The sequence below is a fragment of the Moraxella sp. CTOTU47915 genome, from assembly GCF_031986685.1.
Taxonomy (GTDB): domain Bacteria; phylum Pseudomonadota; class Gammaproteobacteria; order Pseudomonadales; family Moraxellaceae; genus Faucicola; species Faucicola tetraodonis.
Genome location: NZ_DAMAAE010000002.1, coordinates 169410 through 190083, shown reverse-complemented (window position 1 = coordinate 190083; position 20674 = coordinate 169410). Strand labels below are relative to the sequence as shown.

The 20674-nt window shown below is 43.3% G+C and carries 19 protein-coding genes; 12 read left to right on the top strand and 7 right to left on the bottom strand.

The genetic code is table 11. The features are described 5' to 3' along the window. The first annotated feature begins 64 nt into the window (after positions 1–64). The gene (gene ruvA / locus RTL34_RS03035; protein ID WP_312114489.1) at positions 65–685 is read left to right on the top strand and encodes a Holliday junction branch migration protein RuvA; all 621 of its coding nucleotides are present in this window, start codon (positions 65–67) and stop codon (positions 683–685) included. Positions 686–737: 52 nt separating this feature from the next. On the opposite strand, the gene accC is transcribed toward ruvA, so the two are convergent. The 6 genes from accC to RTL34_RS03005 form a co-directional block, all read right to left on the bottom strand. Further along, entirely contained in the window at positions 738–2105 is a 1368-nt protein-coding gene (accC, locus tag RTL34_RS03030) for an acetyl-CoA carboxylase biotin carboxylase subunit (protein ID WP_312114488.1), read from the bottom strand. 56 nt (positions 2106–2161) lie between these two features. Further along, complete coding sequence (gene accB / locus RTL34_RS03025) at positions 2162–2581, bottom strand: acetyl-CoA carboxylase biotin carboxyl carrier protein (RefSeq protein ID WP_007116723.1); 420 nt, start codon at positions 2579–2581, stop codon at positions 2162–2164. A gap of 168 nt (positions 2582–2749) precedes the next feature. Further along, the gene (gene aroQ / locus RTL34_RS03020) at positions 2750–3241 is read right to left on the bottom strand and encodes a type II 3-dehydroquinate dehydratase (protein ID WP_312114485.1); all 492 of its coding nucleotides are present in this window, start codon (positions 3239–3241) and stop codon (positions 2750–2752) included. 10 nt (positions 3242–3251) lie between these two features. Next, positions 3252–4433, bottom strand: coding sequence for a tRNA nucleotidyltransferase/poly(A) polymerase-related protein (locus tag RTL34_RS03015; RefSeq protein WP_312114484.1), 1182 nt, complete (start codon positions 4431–4433; stop codon positions 3252–3254). An 83-nt stretch (positions 4434–4516) separates the two neighbouring features. Then, entirely contained in the window at positions 4517–6823 is a 2307-nt protein-coding gene (locus tag RTL34_RS03010; protein ID WP_144917620.1) for an NADP-dependent malic enzyme, read from the bottom strand. A 140-nt stretch (positions 6824–6963) separates the two neighbouring features. Next, complete coding sequence (locus RTL34_RS03005; RefSeq protein WP_312114481.1) at positions 6964–8478, bottom strand: protein adenylyltransferase SelO; 1515 nt, start codon at positions 8476–8478, stop codon at positions 6964–6966. A gap of 331 nt (positions 8479–8809) precedes the next feature. Between RTL34_RS03005 and RTL34_RS03000 the strand changes: the two genes are divergently transcribed. Continuing rightward, positions 8810–10153, top strand: a complete 1344-nt coding sequence (locus tag RTL34_RS03000) for a calcium-binding protein (protein WP_312114479.1) — start codon at positions 8810–8812, stop codon at positions 10151–10153. Positions 10154–10197: 44 nt separating this feature from the next. Further along, on the top strand, positions 10198–10878 hold the full coding sequence (lipB, locus tag RTL34_RS02995; protein ID WP_062330400.1) for a lipoyl(octanoyl) transferase LipB: 681 nt from the start codon (positions 10198–10200) through the stop codon (positions 10876–10878). A 46-nt stretch (positions 10879–10924) separates the two neighbouring features. Here lipB and RTL34_RS02990 read toward each other — a convergent pair whose 3' ends face one another. Then, positions 10925–11878, bottom strand: a complete 954-nt coding sequence (locus tag RTL34_RS02990; RefSeq protein WP_312114476.1) for a LysR family transcriptional regulator — start codon at positions 11876–11878, stop codon at positions 10925–10927. A gap of 261 nt (positions 11879–12139) precedes the next feature. On the opposite strand from RTL34_RS02990, the gene RTL34_RS02985 reads away from it, so the two are divergent. The 9 genes from RTL34_RS02985 to RTL34_RS02945 all read left to right on the top strand — a co-directional run bounded on the left by RTL34_RS02985 (position 12140) and on the right by RTL34_RS02945 (position 20537). After that, positions 12140–13276, top strand: coding sequence for a DUF805 domain-containing protein (locus tag RTL34_RS02985; RefSeq protein ID WP_312114475.1), 1137 nt, complete (start codon positions 12140–12142; stop codon positions 13274–13276). A 287-nt stretch (positions 13277–13563) separates the two neighbouring features. Continuing rightward, positions 13564–13923, top strand: a complete 360-nt coding sequence (locus tag RTL34_RS02980; RefSeq protein WP_312114473.1) for a hypothetical protein — start codon at positions 13564–13566, stop codon at positions 13921–13923. A 137-nt stretch (positions 13924–14060) separates the two neighbouring features. Further along, complete coding sequence (locus tag RTL34_RS02975; RefSeq protein ID WP_312114472.1) at positions 14061–14807, top strand: hypothetical protein; 747 nt, start codon at positions 14061–14063, stop codon at positions 14805–14807. Positions 14808–15081: 274 nt separating this feature from the next. Then, positions 15082–15810 carry a protein TolQ gene (gene tolQ, locus RTL34_RS02970; protein WP_065252629.1) on the top strand — a complete coding sequence of 243 codons (729 nt, stop codon included), beginning with the start codon at positions 15082–15084 and terminating at the stop codon, positions 15808–15810. Positions 15811–15873: 63 nt separating this feature from the next. Continuing rightward, positions 15874–16341, top strand: a complete 468-nt coding sequence (gene tolR / locus RTL34_RS02965) for a protein TolR (RefSeq protein ID WP_312114470.1) — start codon at positions 15874–15876, stop codon at positions 16339–16341. Positions 16342–16473: 132 nt separating this feature from the next. Next, entirely contained in the window at positions 16474–17439 is a 966-nt protein-coding gene (gene tolA, locus RTL34_RS02960; RefSeq protein WP_312114468.1) for a cell envelope integrity protein TolA, read from the top strand. Positions 17440–17564: 125 nt separating this feature from the next. Next, entirely contained in the window at positions 17565–18875 is a 1311-nt protein-coding gene (locus RTL34_RS02955) for a TolB periplasmic receptor (protein ID WP_312114466.1), read from the top strand. Positions 18876–18936: 61 nt separating this feature from the next. Next, positions 18937–19950 (top strand): hypothetical protein, encoded by a 1014-nt coding sequence (locus tag RTL34_RS02950; protein ID WP_312114464.1) that lies wholly within the window; start codon positions 18937–18939, stop codon positions 19948–19950. A gap of 74 nt (positions 19951–20024) precedes the next feature. Then, the gene (locus RTL34_RS02945; protein WP_312114463.1) at positions 20025–20537 is read left to right on the top strand and encodes a DUF4870 family protein; all 513 of its coding nucleotides are present in this window, start codon (positions 20025–20027) and stop codon (positions 20535–20537) included. Positions 20538–20674 lie beyond the last annotated feature (137 nt).

The following is a 20674-nucleotide window of genomic DNA, read 5'->3' as shown; positions in this document are numbered from 1 at the left end:
TTAAGTGGGTTGACTGAGGTTGCCCACTTTTTTATTGGATTAAATTATTTGTAGTGAGTCATCAATGATAGGATTAATTCAAGGGCAAGTGCATCATCTAATGGCACCTACGGTAGTGCTGATGACCACAGCGGGCGTTGGGTATGAAATTGAGATGCCGCTCAATGCATTTTGCCAAATACAATTAAATCAGTCCGTCACTTTGTGGACACATTTTTTGGTGCGCGAGGATGCTCAGTTGTTATTTGGGTTTTTAAGCCATAGCGATAGGGAAGTGTTTAGACTGTTGCTTAAAGTCAATGGGGTGGGGGCAAAGATGGCCTTGGCGATGATGTCAACTGTAACGGTGCAGGAGTTGCACCAGTTTGTGATGAACAATGATGAGCTGGCATTGACGCGTATCCCAGGGGTTGGCAAAAAAACCGCCCAGCGATTGATTGTTGAATTAAAAGACAAAATCAAACACTTAGGTGATACATCAGGTTTTGCCCCTTCATTGCCACTAGCGACCGATAGCGGTAATGAAGGCATTATTATTGCCGAAGTCGAAGCGGGGTTGATTGCATTAGGTTATCGCGATAAAGAAGCCCAAGCTGCGATAAAACTGGCAAAATCTGCCATTGATTCACCGTTAACCATCCAAAATCTGCTGAAAGCATCTCTTAAAAATTTGGCGATGAATTAAAATTGCATAAAAAAAAGAGGATCAAATGACCCTCTTTTTTTAACCATTAACTTTATTCTGTTTCGGTTTTTGCCGTCTCTGGCTGGGATAATAAGTTTTTTTCCAGATAATGAATGTTTTGCGCTTGTTTACAAAATGCCTGGTCTTGCAAAATCACATCGCGATGCAATGGTACATTGGTTTTGATGCCGGTGATAATCAGCTCATCAAGGGCATGGCGAAGCTTGGCAATCGCTTGTTCACGGGTTTGACCATGACAGATTAATTTGCCAATCAATGAGTCATAAAAGGTAGGAATAGCATAGTTGGGATAAAGGTGCGAGTCAAAACGTACACCGCTACCATTTGGCATAAAAAAGTGGGTCACCGTGCCGGGTGACGGCATGAAAGTCACAGGGTCTTCGGCATTGATACGGCACTCGATGGCATGACCGCGAATTTCGATTTCGTTTTGACGATACGATAACCCATAGCCAGATGCGATTTTAAGCTGCTCAACCACCACATCAATGCCGGTAATCATCTCGGTGACAGGATGTTCAACCTGGACACGGGTATTCATCTCAATAAAGAAAAATTGCTCATCTTCATATAGAAATTCAAACGTCCCTGCACCGCGATAGTTAATTTGCTCACAGGCCCGGACGCAAGCTTGCAAAATGGGCTCTTTGATATCATCAGGAATCTCTGGGGCAGGGGCTTCTTCAAGCACTTTTTGGTGACGACGTTGTAGCGAGCAATCACGATCAAATAAATGAATGGCATTGCCTTCGCCGTCACCTAAAACTTGCACTTCAACATGGCGTGGGTTTTTTAAAAAGCGTTCCATATAGACGCTATCATCTCCAAACCACAATTCGGCTTCTTGTTTGGCGGCTTGCACTTGAGACAATAACTGCTCAAGGCGTTCAACCACGCGCATACCACGACCACCACCACCCGCTGCCGCTTTGATTAACAGAGGAAAACCAATGGCTCTAGCTTGTTCTTCAGCGTTAGCCAGAGTGACGCTACCTACTGAGCCAGGGACAGTAGGCACACCGGCTTTTTTCATGGCGTTGATAGCGGATATCTTGTTACCCATTAAGCGAATGTGCTCAGGCGCAGGACCTACAAAGGTTAGCCCTGCCTCTTCCACGCGTTCGGCAAATTCAGCATTTTCAGATAAAAAGCCATAACCTGGGTGAATGGCATCAGCGCCAGAAATTTCTGCGGCTGTTAAGATAGTATCGATATTGAGATAGCTTTGACTGGCATTTGGCTTGCCAATACAGATGGATTCGTCAACGAATCGAAGGTGCATCAAGTTGTCATCTGCAGTTGAGTAGACGCCCACCGTTTGGATGCCAAGCTGCTTACAAGCGCGAACAATGCGAAGCGCAATTTCACCACGATTGGCGATCAGTAATTTTTTTATCATTGCTATCCCTAATTTTTATCGATAATCAAACTTCAAATAAACAAAAAAGTTAAAAATTAAGACTCGTAACGGACAATCGGTTGACCAAATTGCACCACATCGCCGTTTTGTACCAAGATTTCTGCAATGATACCGCTTTGGGTTGCTTCAAGCGGGTTCATGATTTTCATGGCTTCAATAATGCCTAAACTATCGCCTGCTTGTACTTGTTGACCGACCTTGATAAATGGAGCGTCATTAGGACTCGGTGCAACATAATACACCCCAACCATCGGTGATGTTTCTACCATGCCAGATTTTACAGGGGCAGCATTAGCGGTTGTCGTGGTGGTTGTAGTTGCTGTGACGGGTTGAACATTCGCTTGGGGTAAATGGCGGGAAATAGAGACCTTTTTATCGCCATCTTGTACGGTTAATTCTGCTAACGTTCGCTCTTCCATTAAGTCAATAAGTTGTTTGATTTTACTTATATCCATATCCTAACTACCTTAAAATTATACGCTTTATAGAATACTAATTCATAGATTGCCGTATTGTAACAAGATTTTTCTAAAATAAATAGATATAGCAGGGTATATTTGTGTACGTTTGTACACTTAAAATTTGCTGCCATGTTGCTATTGATTTTAGGCTAAATTGTATTGCTACTGATATTTTTGAACCAGATAATTAAACGCTGCAGTATAGCCAAAAGCGCCCATACCACAGATGACGGCTTCAGCTTTGTCGCTGAAATAAGAATGCTGTCGAAATGGCTCACGGGTGTGAATATTGGAAAGATGAACTTCTATAAAAGGTTTATTTACGGCGAGTAGGGCATCACGAATTGCTACCGATGTGTGAGTAAAGGCAGCGGGATTGATGATAATCGCGTCAATCAGCTCGTGAGGATTTGTGGTCAATAAACCGTGATGATGGATTTTATCAATCAGGGAAGATTCTTGATTTGTTTGAAAACAGGTGAGTTTGACTTGATGCTTGCTGGCTAATTGTCTTATATCATCTTCAATATGTTGTAGGGTTTGAAATCCGTAGATTTCTGGTTCTCGCTTGCCAAGCAAATTAAGATTGGGACCATTTAATACTAACACATGAGTTAGTTGGGTCTTTGTTGCTATTGCTGTTGTTGTCGTCATGATGCTTCCTTTACAATGGCTGATTTAAAATTTCCTCAAGTTTTTGCAACCTCAACTTGTCAATGGCTTCACCAATCTGTTTGCCGGTCAGCTCATTTGCCACATCTTTGGCAGAAATTTGAGTTAATTGTGTTTTGATGGTGGCTAATAGCGCGGTTTTTTTGACCTGTTGATAAAGATGAACGACTTTCAAGGCTTGCTCTAAAAGTGAGGTGTCTTTAAGGCTATTAGTTAATCTTAACAGTTCAAATAATTGCTCTGCAGTTAAGTGATCGAAATTTTTTAATTTATCAAAGTGCTCAACAATAAATAACCCCAAGCGCTCAGCGTTTTTTGGTACCTTTAAACCTTGGCAAAATTCTAAATACTCGCTGGTTGGGTTGTTATGTTGCTGCTCAGACTTAAAGCAGGTTGCAACCAAAGCGAATTTCATGCCGTTGTCTGCTTGTTGCTCTCCTGCCATTCGTAGAGCAGATAGCATCAATTGCCATTGGCTAGGATTATCATTCGATGCTTGATACAGTTTTGGCATAATGACATCGAGGACATTGAGTTGATAAAGCGTATCAAAATAAATATCCGACCAAGCCTGCGTTAACGCTTTTGACGTCTCTGACCATACCCGCTCAGCGACAAGATGATTGAGCTCACCTGCGGCTTTTATTTGGCTGGTAAGTTTAGCGGTTGATTCATCGACCGTAAATCCGAGCGGGGCATAACGACTGGCAAAACGGGCAAGGCGTAATACGCGTACCGGATCTTCTGTAAAAGCGGCGGACACATGACGTAATTTTTTTTGGTTAATATCTGCTAAGCCACCATACGGGTCGATGATATCGCGCGCATCAAATTTGCCCCGTTTAAAACCACTGTCAAACAAGCCGTTGACTTCTATGGCCATGGCATTGATGGTGAGATCGCGCCTGACTAAATCCTCTTCTAAGGTGACAGCAGCGTCAGCGTGTACGTGAAAACCAAGATAGCCGTTACCGCTTTTACGTTCTGTGCGAGCCAGTGCATATTCGTCATGGGTCTTTGGATGTAAAAAAACCGGAAAATCGGCACCTACCTGCGAAAATCCCAGTTCTAGCATCTGCTCAGGCGTTGCGCCGACCACCACATAATCGTGTTCAGTGACCTCGCGCGCTAATACATAATCGCGTACCGCACCACCGACCAAATAAACTTGCATGACCACCCCGATGTTTTAACTAAATTAAACCCATAAAAAAACCAGTTTAGAGCACTAAACTGGTTTTATCAATCAACACAAAATTATTTTGCCAATTCTTGCGCTTGCGTTACCGCTACAGCTGTCATATTGACGATACGACGTGCTGTCGCAGAAGATGTCAAGATATGCACAGGTCTTTGCGCTCCCAGTAACAACGGACCCACAGTCACACTATTGGTCGCCGTTTTTAATAAGTTAAATGCGATGTTAGCCGCATCTAAGTCTGGCATGATGAGTAGGTTGGCTGAACCCGTCAACTTGCTAAATGGGAATGAGGCATGGCGGATACGGTCATCAAGCGCGGTATCACCATGCATCTCACCGTCAAACTCAAAATCAACATTCATATCGGTCAGTAAATCATAGACTTGACGCATTTTTTTGGCGCTTTCAAAGTCAGATGAACCAAAGTTTGAATGTGATAACAATGCCACACGCGGTTCAAGACCAAAACGGCGGACTTCTTGCGCTGCTAATACCGTCATTTCCGCTAGTTGTTCAGCAGTTGGGTCTTCATGCACATAAGTGTCAGCAATGAACAAGTTACGACCTTGAATCAATAAGGCATTTAACGCATAAAAATCTTTAGCATCTGCTTGTTTTTTGATGACGTTTTGCACGTAGTTTAGGTGCAAGTGGTATGAACCAAACGTACCACAAATCATACCGTCAGCATCGCCACGTTCAACCATTAGCGCGCCAATCAAAGAAGTTTTACGGCGAACATCACGACGTGCCAACTCAACCGTCACACCATTGCGTTTGTTCATCTCATAATAAAACTGCCAGTAGTCTTTGTAACGTGGGTCGCTTTCGATGTTGACTAGGTCATAATTTTCACCTGCCACCATACGTAAGCCCAACCGTTGGATTTGGTTGGCAATAATGGTGGGACGACCGACCAAGATAGGTTTTGCCAAGCCTTCATCCACCACCACTTGCACTGCCCGTAATACGTTTTCATCCTCACCTTCACAGTAAACAATACGCTTTGGTTCTTGTTTGGCACGGGTGAAAATAGGTTTCATCAAGAATGCAGAGTTATAAACGAACTCTGAGAGTTTATCGCGATAAGCACGCATGTTTTCGATGGGTAACGTGGCAACGCCAGAATCCATTGCCGCTTTGGCAACCGCTGGTGCAATTTCCAAAATCAAATTTGGCTCTAGCGGTCCCGGGATTAAATATTCGCGACCAAAACGTTGGGTTTCATCCACCGTTTTTTGACCTTTTTGTGGGGTGGCTTCCACATGTGCCATGGCAGCAATGGCTCGCACGCAGGCAATTTTCATTTCTTCGTTGACGGTCGTGGCACCGACGTCAAGCGCGCCACGGAAGATATACGGGAAACACAGTGCGTTGTTTACTTGGTTTGGATAGTCAGAGCGACCTGTAGCGATAATCGCATCGGGACGCACCGCTTTGGCATCTTCAGGTAGAATTTCTGGGTTTGGATTGGCTAGGGCAAAGATAATGGGATCTTGCGCCATGCGTTTTACCATATCTTGGGTCAGCATGCCAGCGGCAGATAGACCTAAGAACATATCCGCGCCTTCAATCACATCCGATAGGGTTTTGGCTTCGGTATCGCGGGCATAACGCTGTTTTGACTCATCGAGGTTTGCTCGGTTGCTGGTGATGATGCCTTTTGAATCGCCTACAAAGATGTGTTCTTTTTTTGCGCCCAACGCACAAATCAAATCTAAACAAGAAATTGCTGCGGCACCTGCACCAGAGACCACAATTTTAATATCTTCGATTTTTTTGCCGGTAATTTGTAGCGCGTTTAATAACGCCGCAGACGCAATAATCGCGGTGCCATGTTGGTCATCATGGAACACAGGGATATTCATGCGTTTACGCAGTTCTTTTTCGATATAAAAACACTCAGGGGCTTTGATATCTTCAAGATTGATACCGCCGAAGGTAGGCTCTAAAGAGGCAATCGCTTCGATGAATTTATCCGGATCGTTTTGCGCCACTTCAATGTCAAATACATCAATGCCGGCAAATTTTTTGAACAGGACACCTTTACCTTCCATCACAGGTTTTGACGCCAAAGGACCGATATTGCCCAGTCCTAAAACAGCGGTACCATTGGTCACCACCCCGACTAAGTTGCTACGAGCGGTATAAAGCGCGGCTTTTTTTGGGTCTTTTTCAATTTCTAGACAAGGTACGGCAACGCCAGGCGAATAGGCAAGTGCCAAATCACGTTGGTTGGCAAGTGCCTTGATGGGGGTAACAGAAATTTTACCTGGGCGTGGATTGGCATGATAATGCAAAGCGGCTTGTTCAAATAATTCTTTGTCTGATAAGCCATTGTTGGTCGGCGATAATTTATCCATAATATCCTTCGTTGCGACAGTCGTTTTCGAATCATAGTGTTCGCTATTCTAGCACTATTGACAGATTGATGACTAGTTGAGTACCGGCAAAAAATAAAACTAGTTAGCTAAAAATCGTGCTACCGACCTTGGCTATCATCTCAAGATGAGCAGCTAACGCATATTTCAGGCGCATCTGCCAACGGTGGCTCGGTGTCACTCGGCTTGGCTAGTGCACTAACTTGGTAAGGATTAGCCAATAGCTGATACAGTCTATCCACCTCGCTCATGTCATTTTGTTCAGCCAATTCAATGGCTTGCTGTGCCATGCTGTTTCTTAATACATACACGGGATTGTGTCTCATTACCAACTGCAAAGAATCCTGCTGTAATTTGGTATGGTAGGTAGCAATCCAGTCCGCTAAGGTGGCATTGGGTTGACCGTTACTGCTGCTAATTGAAATTTTCAACTGATTAAGTAAATTAAATTCATGTAATAGGTTTAATTTATCATTGGGCTTGGCGTCAGCAACGATTGCTACTAGCGCTCGCAAGCTGTTGGTAAAGTCGAGTTTGTTTTGCTGCATTATCTCTAAATACTGCAAAGCAAAGTCACAGTTTTCTTCACTGATGGCTAAGCCAAATTTTTGGCAGAGACCTTGCTGATAATACTGATAAAAAATCTCACCAAAACTGTCTAAAATGTCGGTCAAATGCTCGCGCGACAAGGTTTCTGGCGGATGATTGGCGGTCAGTTTTTCGCCATTAAGGCGTAAAAATAAGGTAATCAGACGTGACAAATTCCAAAGTCCAATGGAAGGCTGGTTTTGATAAACATAACGCCCGTTGTAATCAGAATGGTTATTGATCCAAATCGGATTAAAGCGCTCCATAAAGCCATAAGGACCAAAATCGATGGTCGCACCTGTGATAGATAAATTGTCGGTATTCATCACCCCATGGGCAAAGCCAATCAGTTGCCAATCCGCCAGGGTTTTGGCAGTTTTATCAACGACCTGTCTCAAAAAATCTTGAATGGGCGTGTCACTGTCAAAACACGGGTTAAAATAGGTTTTGATGACATAACGGGTAAAATACAGCAATAAATCAGGCGCATAATTTGCCACCCATTCAAAATGCCCGAAGCGAATGTGACAATCTGCGGTACGTAGTAGCGCCGCGCCGCGTTCGCGTGTCTCACGGTTGACAGGGGTATCTGAAACCACAAAGCCCAGTGCGTTGCTAGACCGAATGCCCAAGCAATTAAGCGCATGACCCGCCAAATACTCTCGCACTACGCTTCGAATCACCGCACGACCATCCCCCATTCGCGAGTAAGGGGTTAATCCTGCCCCTTTCAGATGTAAATCGGTCAATTGTCCGTCTTTATCGATTACCTGCGCGAGTAATAGACCACGACCATCGCCCAGTTGCCCTGCCCATTGCCCAAATTGGTGTCCAGCATACGCCATGGCTAATGGTTCAAAGCCGTCGGGAACGATGTCACCGCCCAAGATTTCGACCCAATGCTGTGTTAAAAACTCATCATCTGCCCAACCAATTTGGTTGGCGACTTGCGGGTTAAAATGCCCTGCTTGCGGGTTGGTGAGCGGTTTGGGGGGTTGTTTATGATAAAGCCTTGGATCGAGCGAGGCATACGAGTTTTCGATTTTCATAATTTTTCCATTTTTATAGGCATGACTAATCTGGCGGTTAAATGCCCCCTGTATAGGGCGTTTTAAGTTATTAATTGCGCTATAATAGCGCGTTAATAGCCGGCTGAAAATTTGATTAAGCTTGCTGACGTTTTTTAAAATTTATATTGCTTACTATACCTTTATCCGACGATAGCGTCTGTGCAATAACTGTGCATGAGTCAATGCCGCTGTAAAATTCACTTTTTGCTGTGATAACTTTCTGCTGTCATCAAGTATTACTTGTTAGAAAATCCGCTTAAAAAAAGCAGTTAAAAAACTATCTAAAAATCCACATACTTAAAGGAAGGTCATGCCTGCGTTAGATCTGAACAATCCCAACAATGTCTATTTGGTTCAGTCGGGGTTTAATGTCCAAGATATCGAAAAATCGCCTACCTTGGTCAATTTGCTCAATCGATTTCAAGGTAACTTACTCATTGATGAGCAAGATACCACCGTCGGTGTCGGCGCAAAAGCCTACGGCAATACCATTCATATTGCTAAAAGTTATAAAAATTTTTTGAACATCGCCCATGAGCTAGGGCACGCAACCGGTCAATACCAACAAATCAATCATGATAAAGACAATTTGTATCAATTTGATACGCCACAAGCCTATGGAATGGCACGCGCCAAAGCGGAGGGTGAGGCAACTTATTATGAGTTTTTGGTGGCAAAAGAATTGGGGTATCAACGGTTTGTCAAACCCTTGTGGCTTGATAACGCGGCAAAACCGCAAGATAAAGATGTGTTTACTGAAGTCGATGAAATCATGCGCCAAGCAATCAGTGAAAACGACAAAATAACCCAATTGGCAGTCCTTAATCAAAGCATGTTGCCCAGTGGGCAGTTTCACGCGCCACTTTATACGTATGATGAATACAATACCTTGGTGTTCTTGAATAACCGTTTTGCTATTTCGCGTATATCGCAAGATTATCAGCAAGCATTTGGCAAGCCACTGGATTGGAACAGTTATGAAGCCAAATCCCTTGCTAATAAAGCTAACCAGCATTTTGGCACCTTAGCTAATGACGTCCTCATCAATCACCATATTGATGGTTCTGTACTTGGACAGCAGGGTCTCGGGGATTTATTATGGGGTAGTCAGGGGGACGATGTGCTAGTGGGTAATAGCGGTCAAGATAGGCTGCTAGGCGGTGCTGATGATGATGTGCTCATCGGCAATGCCGGTGATGATGTGCTAGTGGGTGGCACGGGCAATGATTTATATTATTTCACCAAAGGATTTGGTCATGATACCATCATCAATGTGGGCGGTGGCAAAGATACGGTTTACCTTGCGGATAGAGGCTATGACGAGTTGAGCCTAGTCACTCAAGAAAAGCAGGACTTAACGCTGGATTTTGCAACTAGTTCGCCCAATAACAATGAGAAAACCCATACGCCGACTGACGATCAACTTACCATCAAAGATTTTTATTTGGGCGGCGATAACGCCAGTTTAGCCATCGGTTTTGCAAAAACCGGCAACGCCAACCCTGCGACGCTAATGCCAATCAGTCAATTAACCGGTCAATTAACAAATTTTGGCTCAGTCGGGCAGCGTGATATGACTGATTATCAGTCAATACTGCAAAAATCTCTTTTACAGCTGGGCAAAGTCAATGTTACTGCTACAAACGACAAATAAGCGGTTTGTCACATAAACGCAAAAAGCTACTGCAAGGAAATGCGATGTTACCATTAGAAATTAAATATTTGCAAAACGCTCAATATGAACCCACCCATGCGGCAATGCTGGCGCGCGTGTTATCGCGTATTGAGCAAAAAAAATCTACCAGCAGCGAGCAGGCGCAGCTTAGCGCTGATGAGTTATGGATTGTGGATCACGAAAATGTGTTTACACTGGGTCAAGCGGGCAAACCTGAACATATTTTGCAAAGAGATAATACCCCCATCATCCACACCGATCGTGGCGGTCAAGTCACTTGGCACGGTCATGGGCAGTTGGTGGTGTATTTTTTATTTGATTTAAATGCGTTGGGGTGGGGCGTGCGCGATTTGGTCAGTAAAGCTGAAAACATCATCATTGATGTCATCACGCCTTATTTGCCGCCAGATTTTTATGCCAAAGCGCGTGCGGATGCGCCAGGGGTGTATGTGTATAATCAAGACGATTTAGAACTTGGTAAAATTGCGTCATTGGGATTTAAGATAAAACACGGCTTTAGTTATCATGGCATCGCCATCAATGTACAAAATGATTTGACCCCGTTTCAAATGATTAACCCTTGTGGCTATGCCGGCATGACCATGTTGCGTCTAGCAAATTTTGCGGACGTGGATTATCAAGCATTTATCCAACAATTTATCAACCGTGTCAACCAAGAACGCCAATTTAGCCTAAGCAAATAAAATTTTACTAGCGGCTTAAATATAAGAGCCTTTAATATAACTGTCTTTAATTCAAGGATTGATTAGAGTAGGTAATGCCTTTAGCTTCATACACTTGGTAAGTCGCCTGCAGTAAATCATCAATATACGGATTGGATTGGTGTGCCAGTACATTCATAAAAATCGGGGTGGTCGCATCTTCGTGGCGTAGACGATGATAATGAATTTGCTCGGTACGGACGGTTTTTAAACTATCAGGCACTAAGGTGATACCTTCACCTGCCGCCACCAAGCCCAAAGCGATTTGGATATCGCGCACTTTGGTGGTCAAATGAGGTGACAATTGGTGGCGGGCAAACAAATACATGAGTTGATCAGTTTCGCCATTCAATAGTGGATTTTGCAAGAGTGGCAAGGGCGTGCGATGATACAAAATAAGCGTATCCTCTAGCAGCTCTTTAAATGCGATGCCGATATCATCCGGGCGTGATGCCAAAGGGTGCGCCATCGGCAGCGCAACCACAAAGCGTTCATGACGTAGAAATATCTGTTGCACAAAGTTGTCATTGTGCCGAAATCTTCCAAACCCTACATCGATGTCTCCCGACTTTAGCGCTGACATTTGCTGCTCTGAATTGATTTCGACCAGCTTGATATCCAAATTGGGATGTCGCTGTTTGACTGTAGAAATAATCTCAGGCAGCAGACCATATAGCACTGAGGCGACAAATCCAATCGTGAGATGATTGCTTCGATGCGGCTGGGCAAAGCGCTGGGTCAACTCACTGGCTTGCTCAAGTTGTAACAATATTGGCTCAATCTGTGCCAAAAAAAAATGACCCGCTGCGGTTAAGGTCATTGGGCGGTGATAGCGATCCAGCAGCTCGACACCCAGCTCGCTTTCAAGTTGCTGCACATGGCGGCTTAACGATGGCTGCGATATAGCCAAGGTTTTGGCAGCTTGGCTAAAACTGCCTGCTTTTGCCACTACCACAAAATAGGTGAGTTGTGAAATATCCATATCAATACTCAATGATCATTACAGCGTTGTGTTATTGGGGTTAAAAACTATTTATTGATTCAATAAATTATTTATGCAACAAATTTGCGATCAAGCCAAACCATTAAATCAAAGTCACTAAATCAATGTTACAAAAAATGTCAAATTTATGTCGCCATTTCAAGATATTCTAACCAATATATTATAAAATTTGTTCGATTACTTATGCTAAAAACATTATGCTGAAAAAACAGCTTAAACCTCTAGATTAAGTTGCTCATTATGGCCATCCGTCTACCCAAGCCAAAAAAAGCCCAGTCCTTACCCCCGATTGAACCCAGTTTCGATAATATGCATCAAATTGATGAAATGCAACCTGATGAAATAATTGCAACTGAAGCTGGTACGTCTTTTGTCACGTTAACCGAGATACATGAAGGCTTTAATAATCGTCGGTTTTTTGATTGGCACGGTCGGGTTAGCCGTGTTCAGTTTTTAGCGTATTCTACCTTCAATGCGTTGATAGCATTAATGCTGATCGCTTCGCTATTTGTGATGATTGGTGGCTTTCAAGGCATGGTAAATGCCAGTAGTGAGCAGTTGCCGATGAGTTTGCTTGGCGCAAGTAGTGTGGGTGTGGCGGTTTTGTTTTATCTACAGCTCGCTGTTAGCAAACGACGCTTCAATGACCTTAACAAAACAGGGTGGCTTGCGCTATTGATGCTAGTGCCTGGGGTAAATGTCTTAGTTTACCTTTACTTGCTAGCAGTAGAAGGGACGGTAGGCGCCAATTATTATGGCTTACCTGCTAGACCTGCTACCCAGTTAAAAACGGTACTGATGCTATTGATTCCGCTTTTAGTCATGTCACTCATCGGTTTGTTAACCCAAATTGTCATGCCCAGCTATCAGAGTTATCACAGTTACCAAGCGATGAAAAATAATAGAGACGCTCAAAACAATGTCATTGTGACGGCAACAAATCCTAGCCAATCGGCACAGACATTGTCTGCAACTGCTTCAGCGGTTGCCGCCTCGACCACTCAACCAGAGAATTTAAGAACAGAAGCGGTGGTAATTACCGGTGAGCAATTAGGGAACGGCGTGGCTTCCACCCCACAACCCACCGTGCCAGCGAATGTCAATCCCGCTATGACCACCAATCAAGTGTCAACAGATACACTTGCCAATACGCCAAGTAGGACTAATCAGATGCCTGAGGCGCCAATTGACACCGCTAATCCCAATACCCTAAATCCTAATAGCTTAAATCCCAATAACCTAAATCAAGGTTCAAATGAGCGCGCGCAGACGGGCAGCAGTAATTCCACAACAAATGCCCCTAATAGTCAAGGGGTGGTTTCTTATGAAGATTTTGTCAAAGCCTCTGAACAACAAATATTCATCGATAGAAGATAATTTTTTTAAATCTACAGGTTAAATAAAAATTTTCCATCCTAGTACAAATCATGGGTGCCAAAAATTATAAATTAAGAGGGCGCAAGTTTAACTATTAGCGGTTTACAAACGGTTTCAAATCTGCACATTTGCTAATACAAGTTAGCTAAGTATAACAAAACCACAATCAAACCTATGATTAAATAACGCCGCGATATCCCTATAATGTTACTTATCAAGAAGGGGTATTTAACATGAAGATTAACAAAACATATGACAATATAAGGAGTGGCTTAGCATCTCAAAGTTTGGCGTCTCAGTTAGTTTTTGCTGACGTGGCTGAGCATGATTATCGCCAAGCGACCGTCAAATCGGTATTACCGCATTCGCTTAATTCTCAAACTTATTTAGCAGATTACTCATCTAATTTTTTTACCATAAAAGGTGAGGACAATCAATTAACCAGAGACTTACGATTTAAAGATATTTTTAACAAGTCTGCAAAGTTACCAAGAAAACCCGCCATAGAGGATTTGGCGGATGATTTGACAACCGATAACAAAATCGATAATGAATCTTGGCGATATCATCGTAAATGGCTTAGTGTCGTCTTTATTATTTGGTTTTTTTTAGCGGTCGGTCTATTGCTAAATGCTGCCTATTATTAACTACAACTATTAGCAACAACAGTTTTTTAGATGAATCATTGCATTTCACCATGTGATGATTTTTTTTGGCTCAAATGCATGAAAAAAGTTTTATAATGAAGCAATTGTGATAAACCAACCAGTTAAAAGGAAATCGCTTGCTAGTCACTCAAACGGATGCTAATACGTCAACTATCGATTCAACACTCGATAATCAAACTAAAACTAAAAACAAAACCATCATAGACTTGCTTGCGCTTATCACCGATACCATGCCGCATTGGAAAGTGCATCGGTGTCAAGTGACGGATGGGGTTATTTCACAGCACTTGCCTATGAAATTTATTTACCATTATGAGTATTTGTCCGACCTGCTCAAACTGCAACATCCATTAAATGGTCAATTGTTAGCAAGCTTTGATCGATTGCTGACGCGAGAGCAATTTGCGCAAATGCTTGGCATTCATTCCAACCAAGTAATCAATCCTTGGCAAATAAAGTTTGCTGGCAAATTGGTGGTGTTTTACCAACAACCTGATATTGCATTGCGTTTGCATTGGGTGAATACTCGCAAAACATTTGAGCCTATCTACCTCTCATCAAAATTATCTCAAACAGAAGCTTTGCCCTATGCGATTGATAATGCTTTTAGCAATTGGCAGATTACCGGGGTAGAAATTATTCAAAAAAATCCACAGATTGAGCTTGTGTATGACAGTGATGACACCAATGGCACCCAATCCATTTTGCCTTCCACCCAATTTGTGCCCGTGCCTACGCCGTTAGCGCATTGGATGATGGCATATTTTCAGTCGCATCCTGTCATTGCCAATGAATGGTTGACGCTAATCAAATCAGAAGCGCAATCTTATGCCCAAACACAGCAGTTTATCGCCGAGCCGTGACTTTTATAAGTATATTTTTAGCCTTGGCTTTTAGTCATAGCAGCCATGCAATTATCAATACTAGCAAAGCCCCAAAATTTTTATACGATTAGCCAATGTTATTGGTTACAATATGCTTATGTTAATTCTAGTGCTCGACCTTATAATTGCACTAGTTTTTGGTTTTAATCGGGTATGGCTGGCAGGCTGTTGACAAGCTGGCATCAAAATATGTAGTGATTTATATTTAGTTATTTATATTTAATTATTTAGATGGTTGGGGAAGCATAACTTTATGGAAGGCTCGATTGATCTCGTTAGTTTGGTGACGCATGCCAGTATTTTCGTCAAAATTATCATGGGCATTTTATTATTTGCTTCTTTGTTGTGTTGGGTCACTATTTTTCGTTTAAGCAGTCGTTTGGCAATTGCCACGCGTGCCGATAATTATTTTGAGAAAACCTTTTGGTCAGGGGTTGAATTGCCAACCCTATACAAAGGCGTTCAAGGCAATCCTGATAGAAGTGGACTTGAGCAAATCTTTTTTATTGGCTTTAGTGAGTTTTTAAAACTGCTCAAAAACACCCAAGCCCGTAGCGACGTCATTGAAGGCGTCGAGCGCAAACTTCGCGTTGGCTTAGGTCGTCAACAACTCGAGCTTGAGCAAGGATTGCCGTTGCTAGCAAGTATTGCCTCGGTCTCGCCATATATCGGTCTGCTTGGCACGGTCTGGGGGATTATGACGGCTTTTATGGGCTTATCGACTTCTGCGCAAGCCACACTGGCTGCGGTTGCCCCTGGTATTGCCGAAGCCTTGATTGCCACGGCGCTAGGTTTGTTTGCTGCGATTCCAGCGGCACTGGCTTTCAACCACTTTACCGCAAAAAACGATAAAGTTTATCAAAGTCGTAGCCTGTTCTGTGATGAGATGACAGGCATGTTGTTGCGACAAACTGTGGATACGGCTACCAACTTACCGACGGGGCTCAATTCACCTGCCATGATGCCACCGCTCGCTCGCTAGATAAATGCTAAATGCTAAACGCTAAATGAATGTTAGATAAATTTTATTGAACAACTTGACACTATGAAAGCAAACCCTTACAGCCGTAACCGCCCACAAAAACTTAATGCGGGTATGAATGTAGTGCCTTATATTGACGTTATGTTGGTGCTGCTGGTCATATTTATGGTGACTGCGCCTATGCTAACGACGGGAGTAGATATTGATTTGCCAAAAGCGCAAACCAAATCACTACAGCAAGGCACGCAGTTACCGGTGATTGTGTCACTAAAATCTGATGGACAACTATATTTAAGTACCCAAGACAAAACCGATGAGCCAATGAGCGAAGCGGCGTTAATTGCGACTTTGAATAACTTACAGTCTCAGCCTCAATACCAGTTCGATGGTAAGCCCAATGTCAATGTGATGATTAATGCCGACCAGAGTAACCAATATGGAGATATTATCCAATTGATGGCAAACTTGCAGCAAGCGGGCATCCAAAAGGTTGGCTTGTTAACCGCACCGCCAAAACCAGCTAGCAAGTAGCCTTTTAATCAAGTGGTTTTTTAATCAAGCAGCTTTTAAATGAAGTAGCTTTTTAATCAAGTAGCTTTCTAATACGATGACCTTTTAATTTTTGATTGAACATTTTTGCTAGAATAAGGAAATACTGAGACGATGTATGCTGAAGTGACCTCAGTCTATGTACCCGTCAAAACACCCGATTACCCGGTATGGGCGATTGTTCTCAGTGCCATTGCCCATGCGTTGGTGGTTGGGTTATTGTTTTTCTCTTATCATAACACCCCGCCAGCGCCCATGGAAACTTCGTTGATTACCCCTGAGCAGTTGTCGGCAATGGAAGGGCAAATCAAAGCCAACCAACAAAATGAGCTTGCGCAAAACCAAGCCACGGCTGGCGAGATGGCTGGTGCGCCCACACCGTCTTTAAATTCCCAAACCCTATCCACTGTGCCAATGAACACGCCCCATTCGACCTCAACCAATCAAATTGAAACGGTGAAAGATAATTTGGCTGCCAAGCAGGCGCAATGGGAAAAAGAGCAGGCGCTATTTGCTGAAAAGCTAGACCGGGAAGTAGCAGCTGAAAGACAAGGCGTGATTGATGAATTAAACCAGCGCAACGAAACCCAGCAGCGAAATCTGCAAGATTATAAAATTGCCGAAAGCAATATTGATGAGGTAAAAAACGAAATACGCGCGAACAATGCCGCCTATAATAAAAATCTCAATGCCAATAGCGAGCGGCAAAGCGACAATAGTATCAAGTCACTGGATTTGGGTAAAGATGGTCAATTTACAGGTGCAGCGCAATCACAATCATCTGGCGGTCAAGGTTCTAGCAGGCGTGGTGGTGCATCGGGTGGGAGTTCGGCAGGCTATGTCAGCCAAGTCATGGCGATGATTGATTCAAATTGGAATGTACCAACCAATAGTAATGGCAATTCATTAACGGCGTCATTTAGCATTGCTGCGGATGGTACAATTAGTAATATCACTATTCGCGGCAGTAGTGATGCCGCTTTTAAAGCAAGCTTACAACAAGCAATCAACCAATCAAGTCCACTGCCGCCCCCGCCCAATGGGGCAAGAAGCATGACGGGCAATTTTAGAGCTAAATAGTAAAGTCAAATAGTAAAGCTAAATAGTGTTGTAGCGCCTAGCCTTGCCCAATCTTTTTTGGCGAGCAAAACAATGCTATTATTTGAAAACCAATTTTTAATAATTATAAATATTGCAGGCTAATTATGAACAAGACTTTTTTTAAAGCGGCAGTCATTGCTTTGGTTACTACTGCGATGCCAACTCTAGCAAACGCTGCCGACAATGTTGACTTTACCCTAGTCAAGCAGGCACCAAGGTCAAACTTGCAAATTGCCATCGTACCATTTGCAGGGGCAGAGAGTATCTCAGGGATTGTCACCAATGATTTGACCAATTTGGGACAATTTACTTTAGATAGTAATTTACCAGAGCGGCCTCATAGCAGTAGTGAAGTCACTTTGCCTGTCTGGCAGCATAACGCCGTCCCTTATTTGGTGGTTGGCAATACGCGCAGCAATCGGGGCAATGTTGAAATCAATTTTGAAGTGATTAATGTGGCGACAGGTGAGGTGATGCAGGGTCTGCAAACCGTTACCAGCAAAAATAACTCACAAAGTTTGCGTATGGCAGGGCATAAGGTTGCTGACCGTATCTATGAGATATTGACAGGCATCAAAGGCGATTTTTCTGGGCGTATTGCGTATGTGGTGGAAACAGGCAAGCCCAAAAACCGTGTCTCACGTTTGGTCATTTCTGACGTGGATGGGTTTAACCCAAAAGTGATTTATGAGTTTAACGGTACCATTAAAACCCTAAATACCTCTGCTGACAATCAAACCTTTACTTTTCAAGTTCAGCCCGACACGCTAGGCTATCCGCAGGTCATGTCTGCCAATATTGTCAGCGGGGCAGTCAGCAATTTGACGAATTTTAAAGCCATGAATTATGGCGCGTCGGTGAGTAAAGATGGCCGTGTGATATTTAGTAGCAGTTTTGAAAACGGCATACCGCAGATTTATTTGGCGCAAGGTGGCAATTCTCGTCGCTTGACCAATGACCCTGTGGGGGCTATTTATCCTAGTTGGGCGCCTGATGGCCAATCATTTGTCTATACTTCAGATAGAGCCGGTGGTAAAAAAGGCGGTAATAAAGGTCAAATTTATCTATACAATCTGGCAACCGGTAGTGAACAACGCTTGACGGGCGGCGGACTGAGCAGTATGGGGCGCATCAGCAATGATGGTAAAAAAATGTCCTATTTGTCGGGCGCCAATCAAGGCGCGGTGATGGATCTGGGTTCGCGCTCGGTAACCGCTGTAAATAACGTTGGGTTAAGTGAAGCCCCAGGGGTCTCACCCAATGGACAGCACTATATTTACTCCAATAAAAATGTCATTACCATTGTATCCAATGGCAAATCCATCAGTATTAGCCCATCCCAAAATGGCGTGCCCAATGGCTTGATTTATGGACCACTTTGGCTCAATCCAGACGCCAATAATGCTCTGCCTTAACCAAGCCACAAATAACATGAAGCATTATTATCAATTACCCCGTTTATGGTGCGCTGCTGTTATGGCAATTGTCATGGCAATTAGCTTGGCGATGACAGGCTGTCAGACCATGCGCTCGCCATCAACAACCCTATCTAGCACCTCCTTGCAAAGTTCGACCTCATTGCCCAAAGTCATAGCGACTGCGCCAACTAATTTGCCTGACCTTCATATTCGCCAGCTGTCAGGCAAGTTAATTTTTATTTATTTAACCGGATTTGGGGAAAATCGCCAAGCGCAGCTGATTGAAACCCAAATCGATGGCAGCGACCCAAAGACTTTGTATAAGGTCAATGGTACGATAATGAGCTTATCTGCCAGTCGCTTAGGCGATCGCCTGATTTTTACGGTTCAAGCAGGCAAAAGTTATCCTAAAGTCGTTATCCTTGATAGAGCGACTTTGCAAGTTACTGAGATTTCTGGGGTGTCTGCGGTTTCTGCCAAACGCACCCATAATTTTAGTGGCGCAATCTCCCCCGATGGACGCCAATTGTTACTAGCAAATAGCCAAATGGGCAATCCAGAGATTTTTTTGACCGATAGCAGCGGCAATATAAAACAACAACTGACCCATCAACCAGCGATTGATTTAGCCCCTGTGTGGCTGCCAGATGGTCAATCCTTTATATTTACGTCAGATAAAGCCAAATTTTTACAACCGCAACTTTATCAATACCATTTTGCAAAACAACAATTTTTGCCTTTAAACTTGCCCGGTAAAACCAATGCCATCGCTCGGGTTAGTCCCTCGGGGCGTTTGATCACTTACGTCAGCGATAATAGCCAAGGCAGGCTCGCAGATATGGCAACTAAAAAAAATATCGCTATCAATGATGAAGGATTGGCTGAACCTGCCAACTTTTCGCCCGATGGCAACTATTTACTTTATTCGGCAAAAAACCGCATAAAAATCATCCCAGTACCAACCTTCGAGCCGTTGATACTGCAGCAGTCCCCTGTTAGCTGGACGGTCGAGTTTGCCGATAGCAACCACCAACCATTTACCATTCGAGAACCGATTTGGGTAATACCCTAAAGTCCATAACAATCAATTGAAATTCTATACTACGACCCGATAAAAAAAGTAATAATCATTGATGGAAAATTATAATGAACCTAGAAAAACCAACAGATTCACACATACCTGACTCAGCCAACCCACAATTTGGTAGTGGGGCGAATGGTTATCCATCAGCATTACCGCAATACACGCAGCTCAGTCAAAACTTACCGGTGACCCAAAGCCAAATTAGTTATAACCACATTACTTATGCGCTTGCGCTGTTTAGTTATTTTACCGCGGGACTGACTTGGATTATTCCGATTGTGATGAATTATTTAAAGCGCGATGAGGCTAGGAACACGTGGCTTTATAGTCACTTTGATTGGCAAATCAAAACGTTTTGGTACAGCATATTTTTTTGGGTGATTGGTTTTGTCATGGTGATTTTTGCGACTGGCGGGCTGTTTTTTGGCGCCGCCGTTGATAGCAATCATACGATGGGTGGTAGCTTTATTGTCGGTGCTTTAGGCGGCTTGATAATCGTCGCCACAGTCTTATGGCATCTGTATCGCATTATTCGCGGTTGGATTGCCTTGTCAAATGGTCGAGCCGTGCCTTAACATTCGATTAAAAGACGTTAAAAGCTAACTCCTGCAATTTATATGTCGATTTAATAGCTGCTATAGTAGTTAATATAGCCGTTAAGGTAAAGAAAATTGCAGGTGTTTATTTAGCGTCAACACTGATATAATAGCTT

Coding starts and splice junctions, on each gene's coding strand:
- tolQ (WP_065252629.1), top strand. CDS start 15,082: ATGGAAGGCTCGATTGATCTCGTTAGTTTGGTGACGCATGCCAGTATT.
- RTL34_RS03015 (WP_312114484.1), bottom strand. CDS start 4,433: ATGCAAGTTTATTTGGTCGGTGGTGCGGTACGCGATTATGTATTAGCG.
- RTL34_RS02955 (WP_312114466.1), top strand. CDS start 17,565: ATGAACAAGACTTTTTTTAAAGCGGCAGTCATTGCTTTGGTTACTACT.
- tolR (WP_312114470.1), top strand. CDS start 15,874: ATGAAAGCAAACCCTTACAGCCGTAACCGCCCACAAAAACTTAATGCG.
- RTL34_RS03005 (WP_312114481.1), bottom strand. CDS start 8,478: ATGAAAATCGAAAACTCGTATGCCTCGCTCGATCCAAGGCTTTATCAT.
- aroQ (WP_312114485.1), bottom strand. CDS start 3,241: ATGACGACAACAACAGCAATAGCAACAAAGACCCAACTAACTCATGTG.
- lipB (WP_062330400.1), top strand. CDS start 10,198: ATGTTACCATTAGAAATTAAATATTTGCAAAACGCTCAATATGAACCC.
- accC (WP_312114488.1), bottom strand. CDS start 2,105: ATGATAAAAAAATTACTGATCGCCAATCGTGGTGAAATTGCGCTTCGC.
- RTL34_RS02985 (WP_312114475.1), top strand. CDS start 12,140: ATGGCCATCCGTCTACCCAAGCCAAAAAAAGCCCAGTCCTTACCCCCG.
- RTL34_RS03000 (WP_312114479.1), top strand. CDS start 8,810: ATGCCTGCGTTAGATCTGAACAATCCCAACAATGTCTATTTGGTTCAG.
- accB (WP_007116723.1), bottom strand. CDS start 2,581: ATGGATATAAGTAAAATCAAACAACTTATTGACTTAATGGAAGAGCGA.
- RTL34_RS02945 (WP_312114463.1), top strand. CDS start 20,025: ATGAACCTAGAAAAACCAACAGATTCACACATACCTGACTCAGCCAAC.
- ruvA (WP_312114489.1), top strand. CDS start 65: ATGATAGGATTAATTCAAGGGCAAGTGCATCATCTAATGGCACCTACG.
- tolA (WP_312114468.1), top strand. CDS start 16,474: ATGTATGCTGAAGTGACCTCAGTCTATGTACCCGTCAAAACACCCGAT.
- RTL34_RS02990 (WP_312114476.1), bottom strand. CDS start 11,878: ATGGATATTTCACAACTCACCTATTTTGTGGTAGTGGCAAAAGCAGGC.
- RTL34_RS03010 (WP_144917620.1), bottom strand. CDS start 6,823: ATGGATAAATTATCGCCGACCAACAATGGCTTATCAGACAAAGAATTA.
- RTL34_RS02950 (WP_312114464.1), top strand. CDS start 18,937: ATGGCAATTGTCATGGCAATTAGCTTGGCGATGACAGGCTGTCAGACC.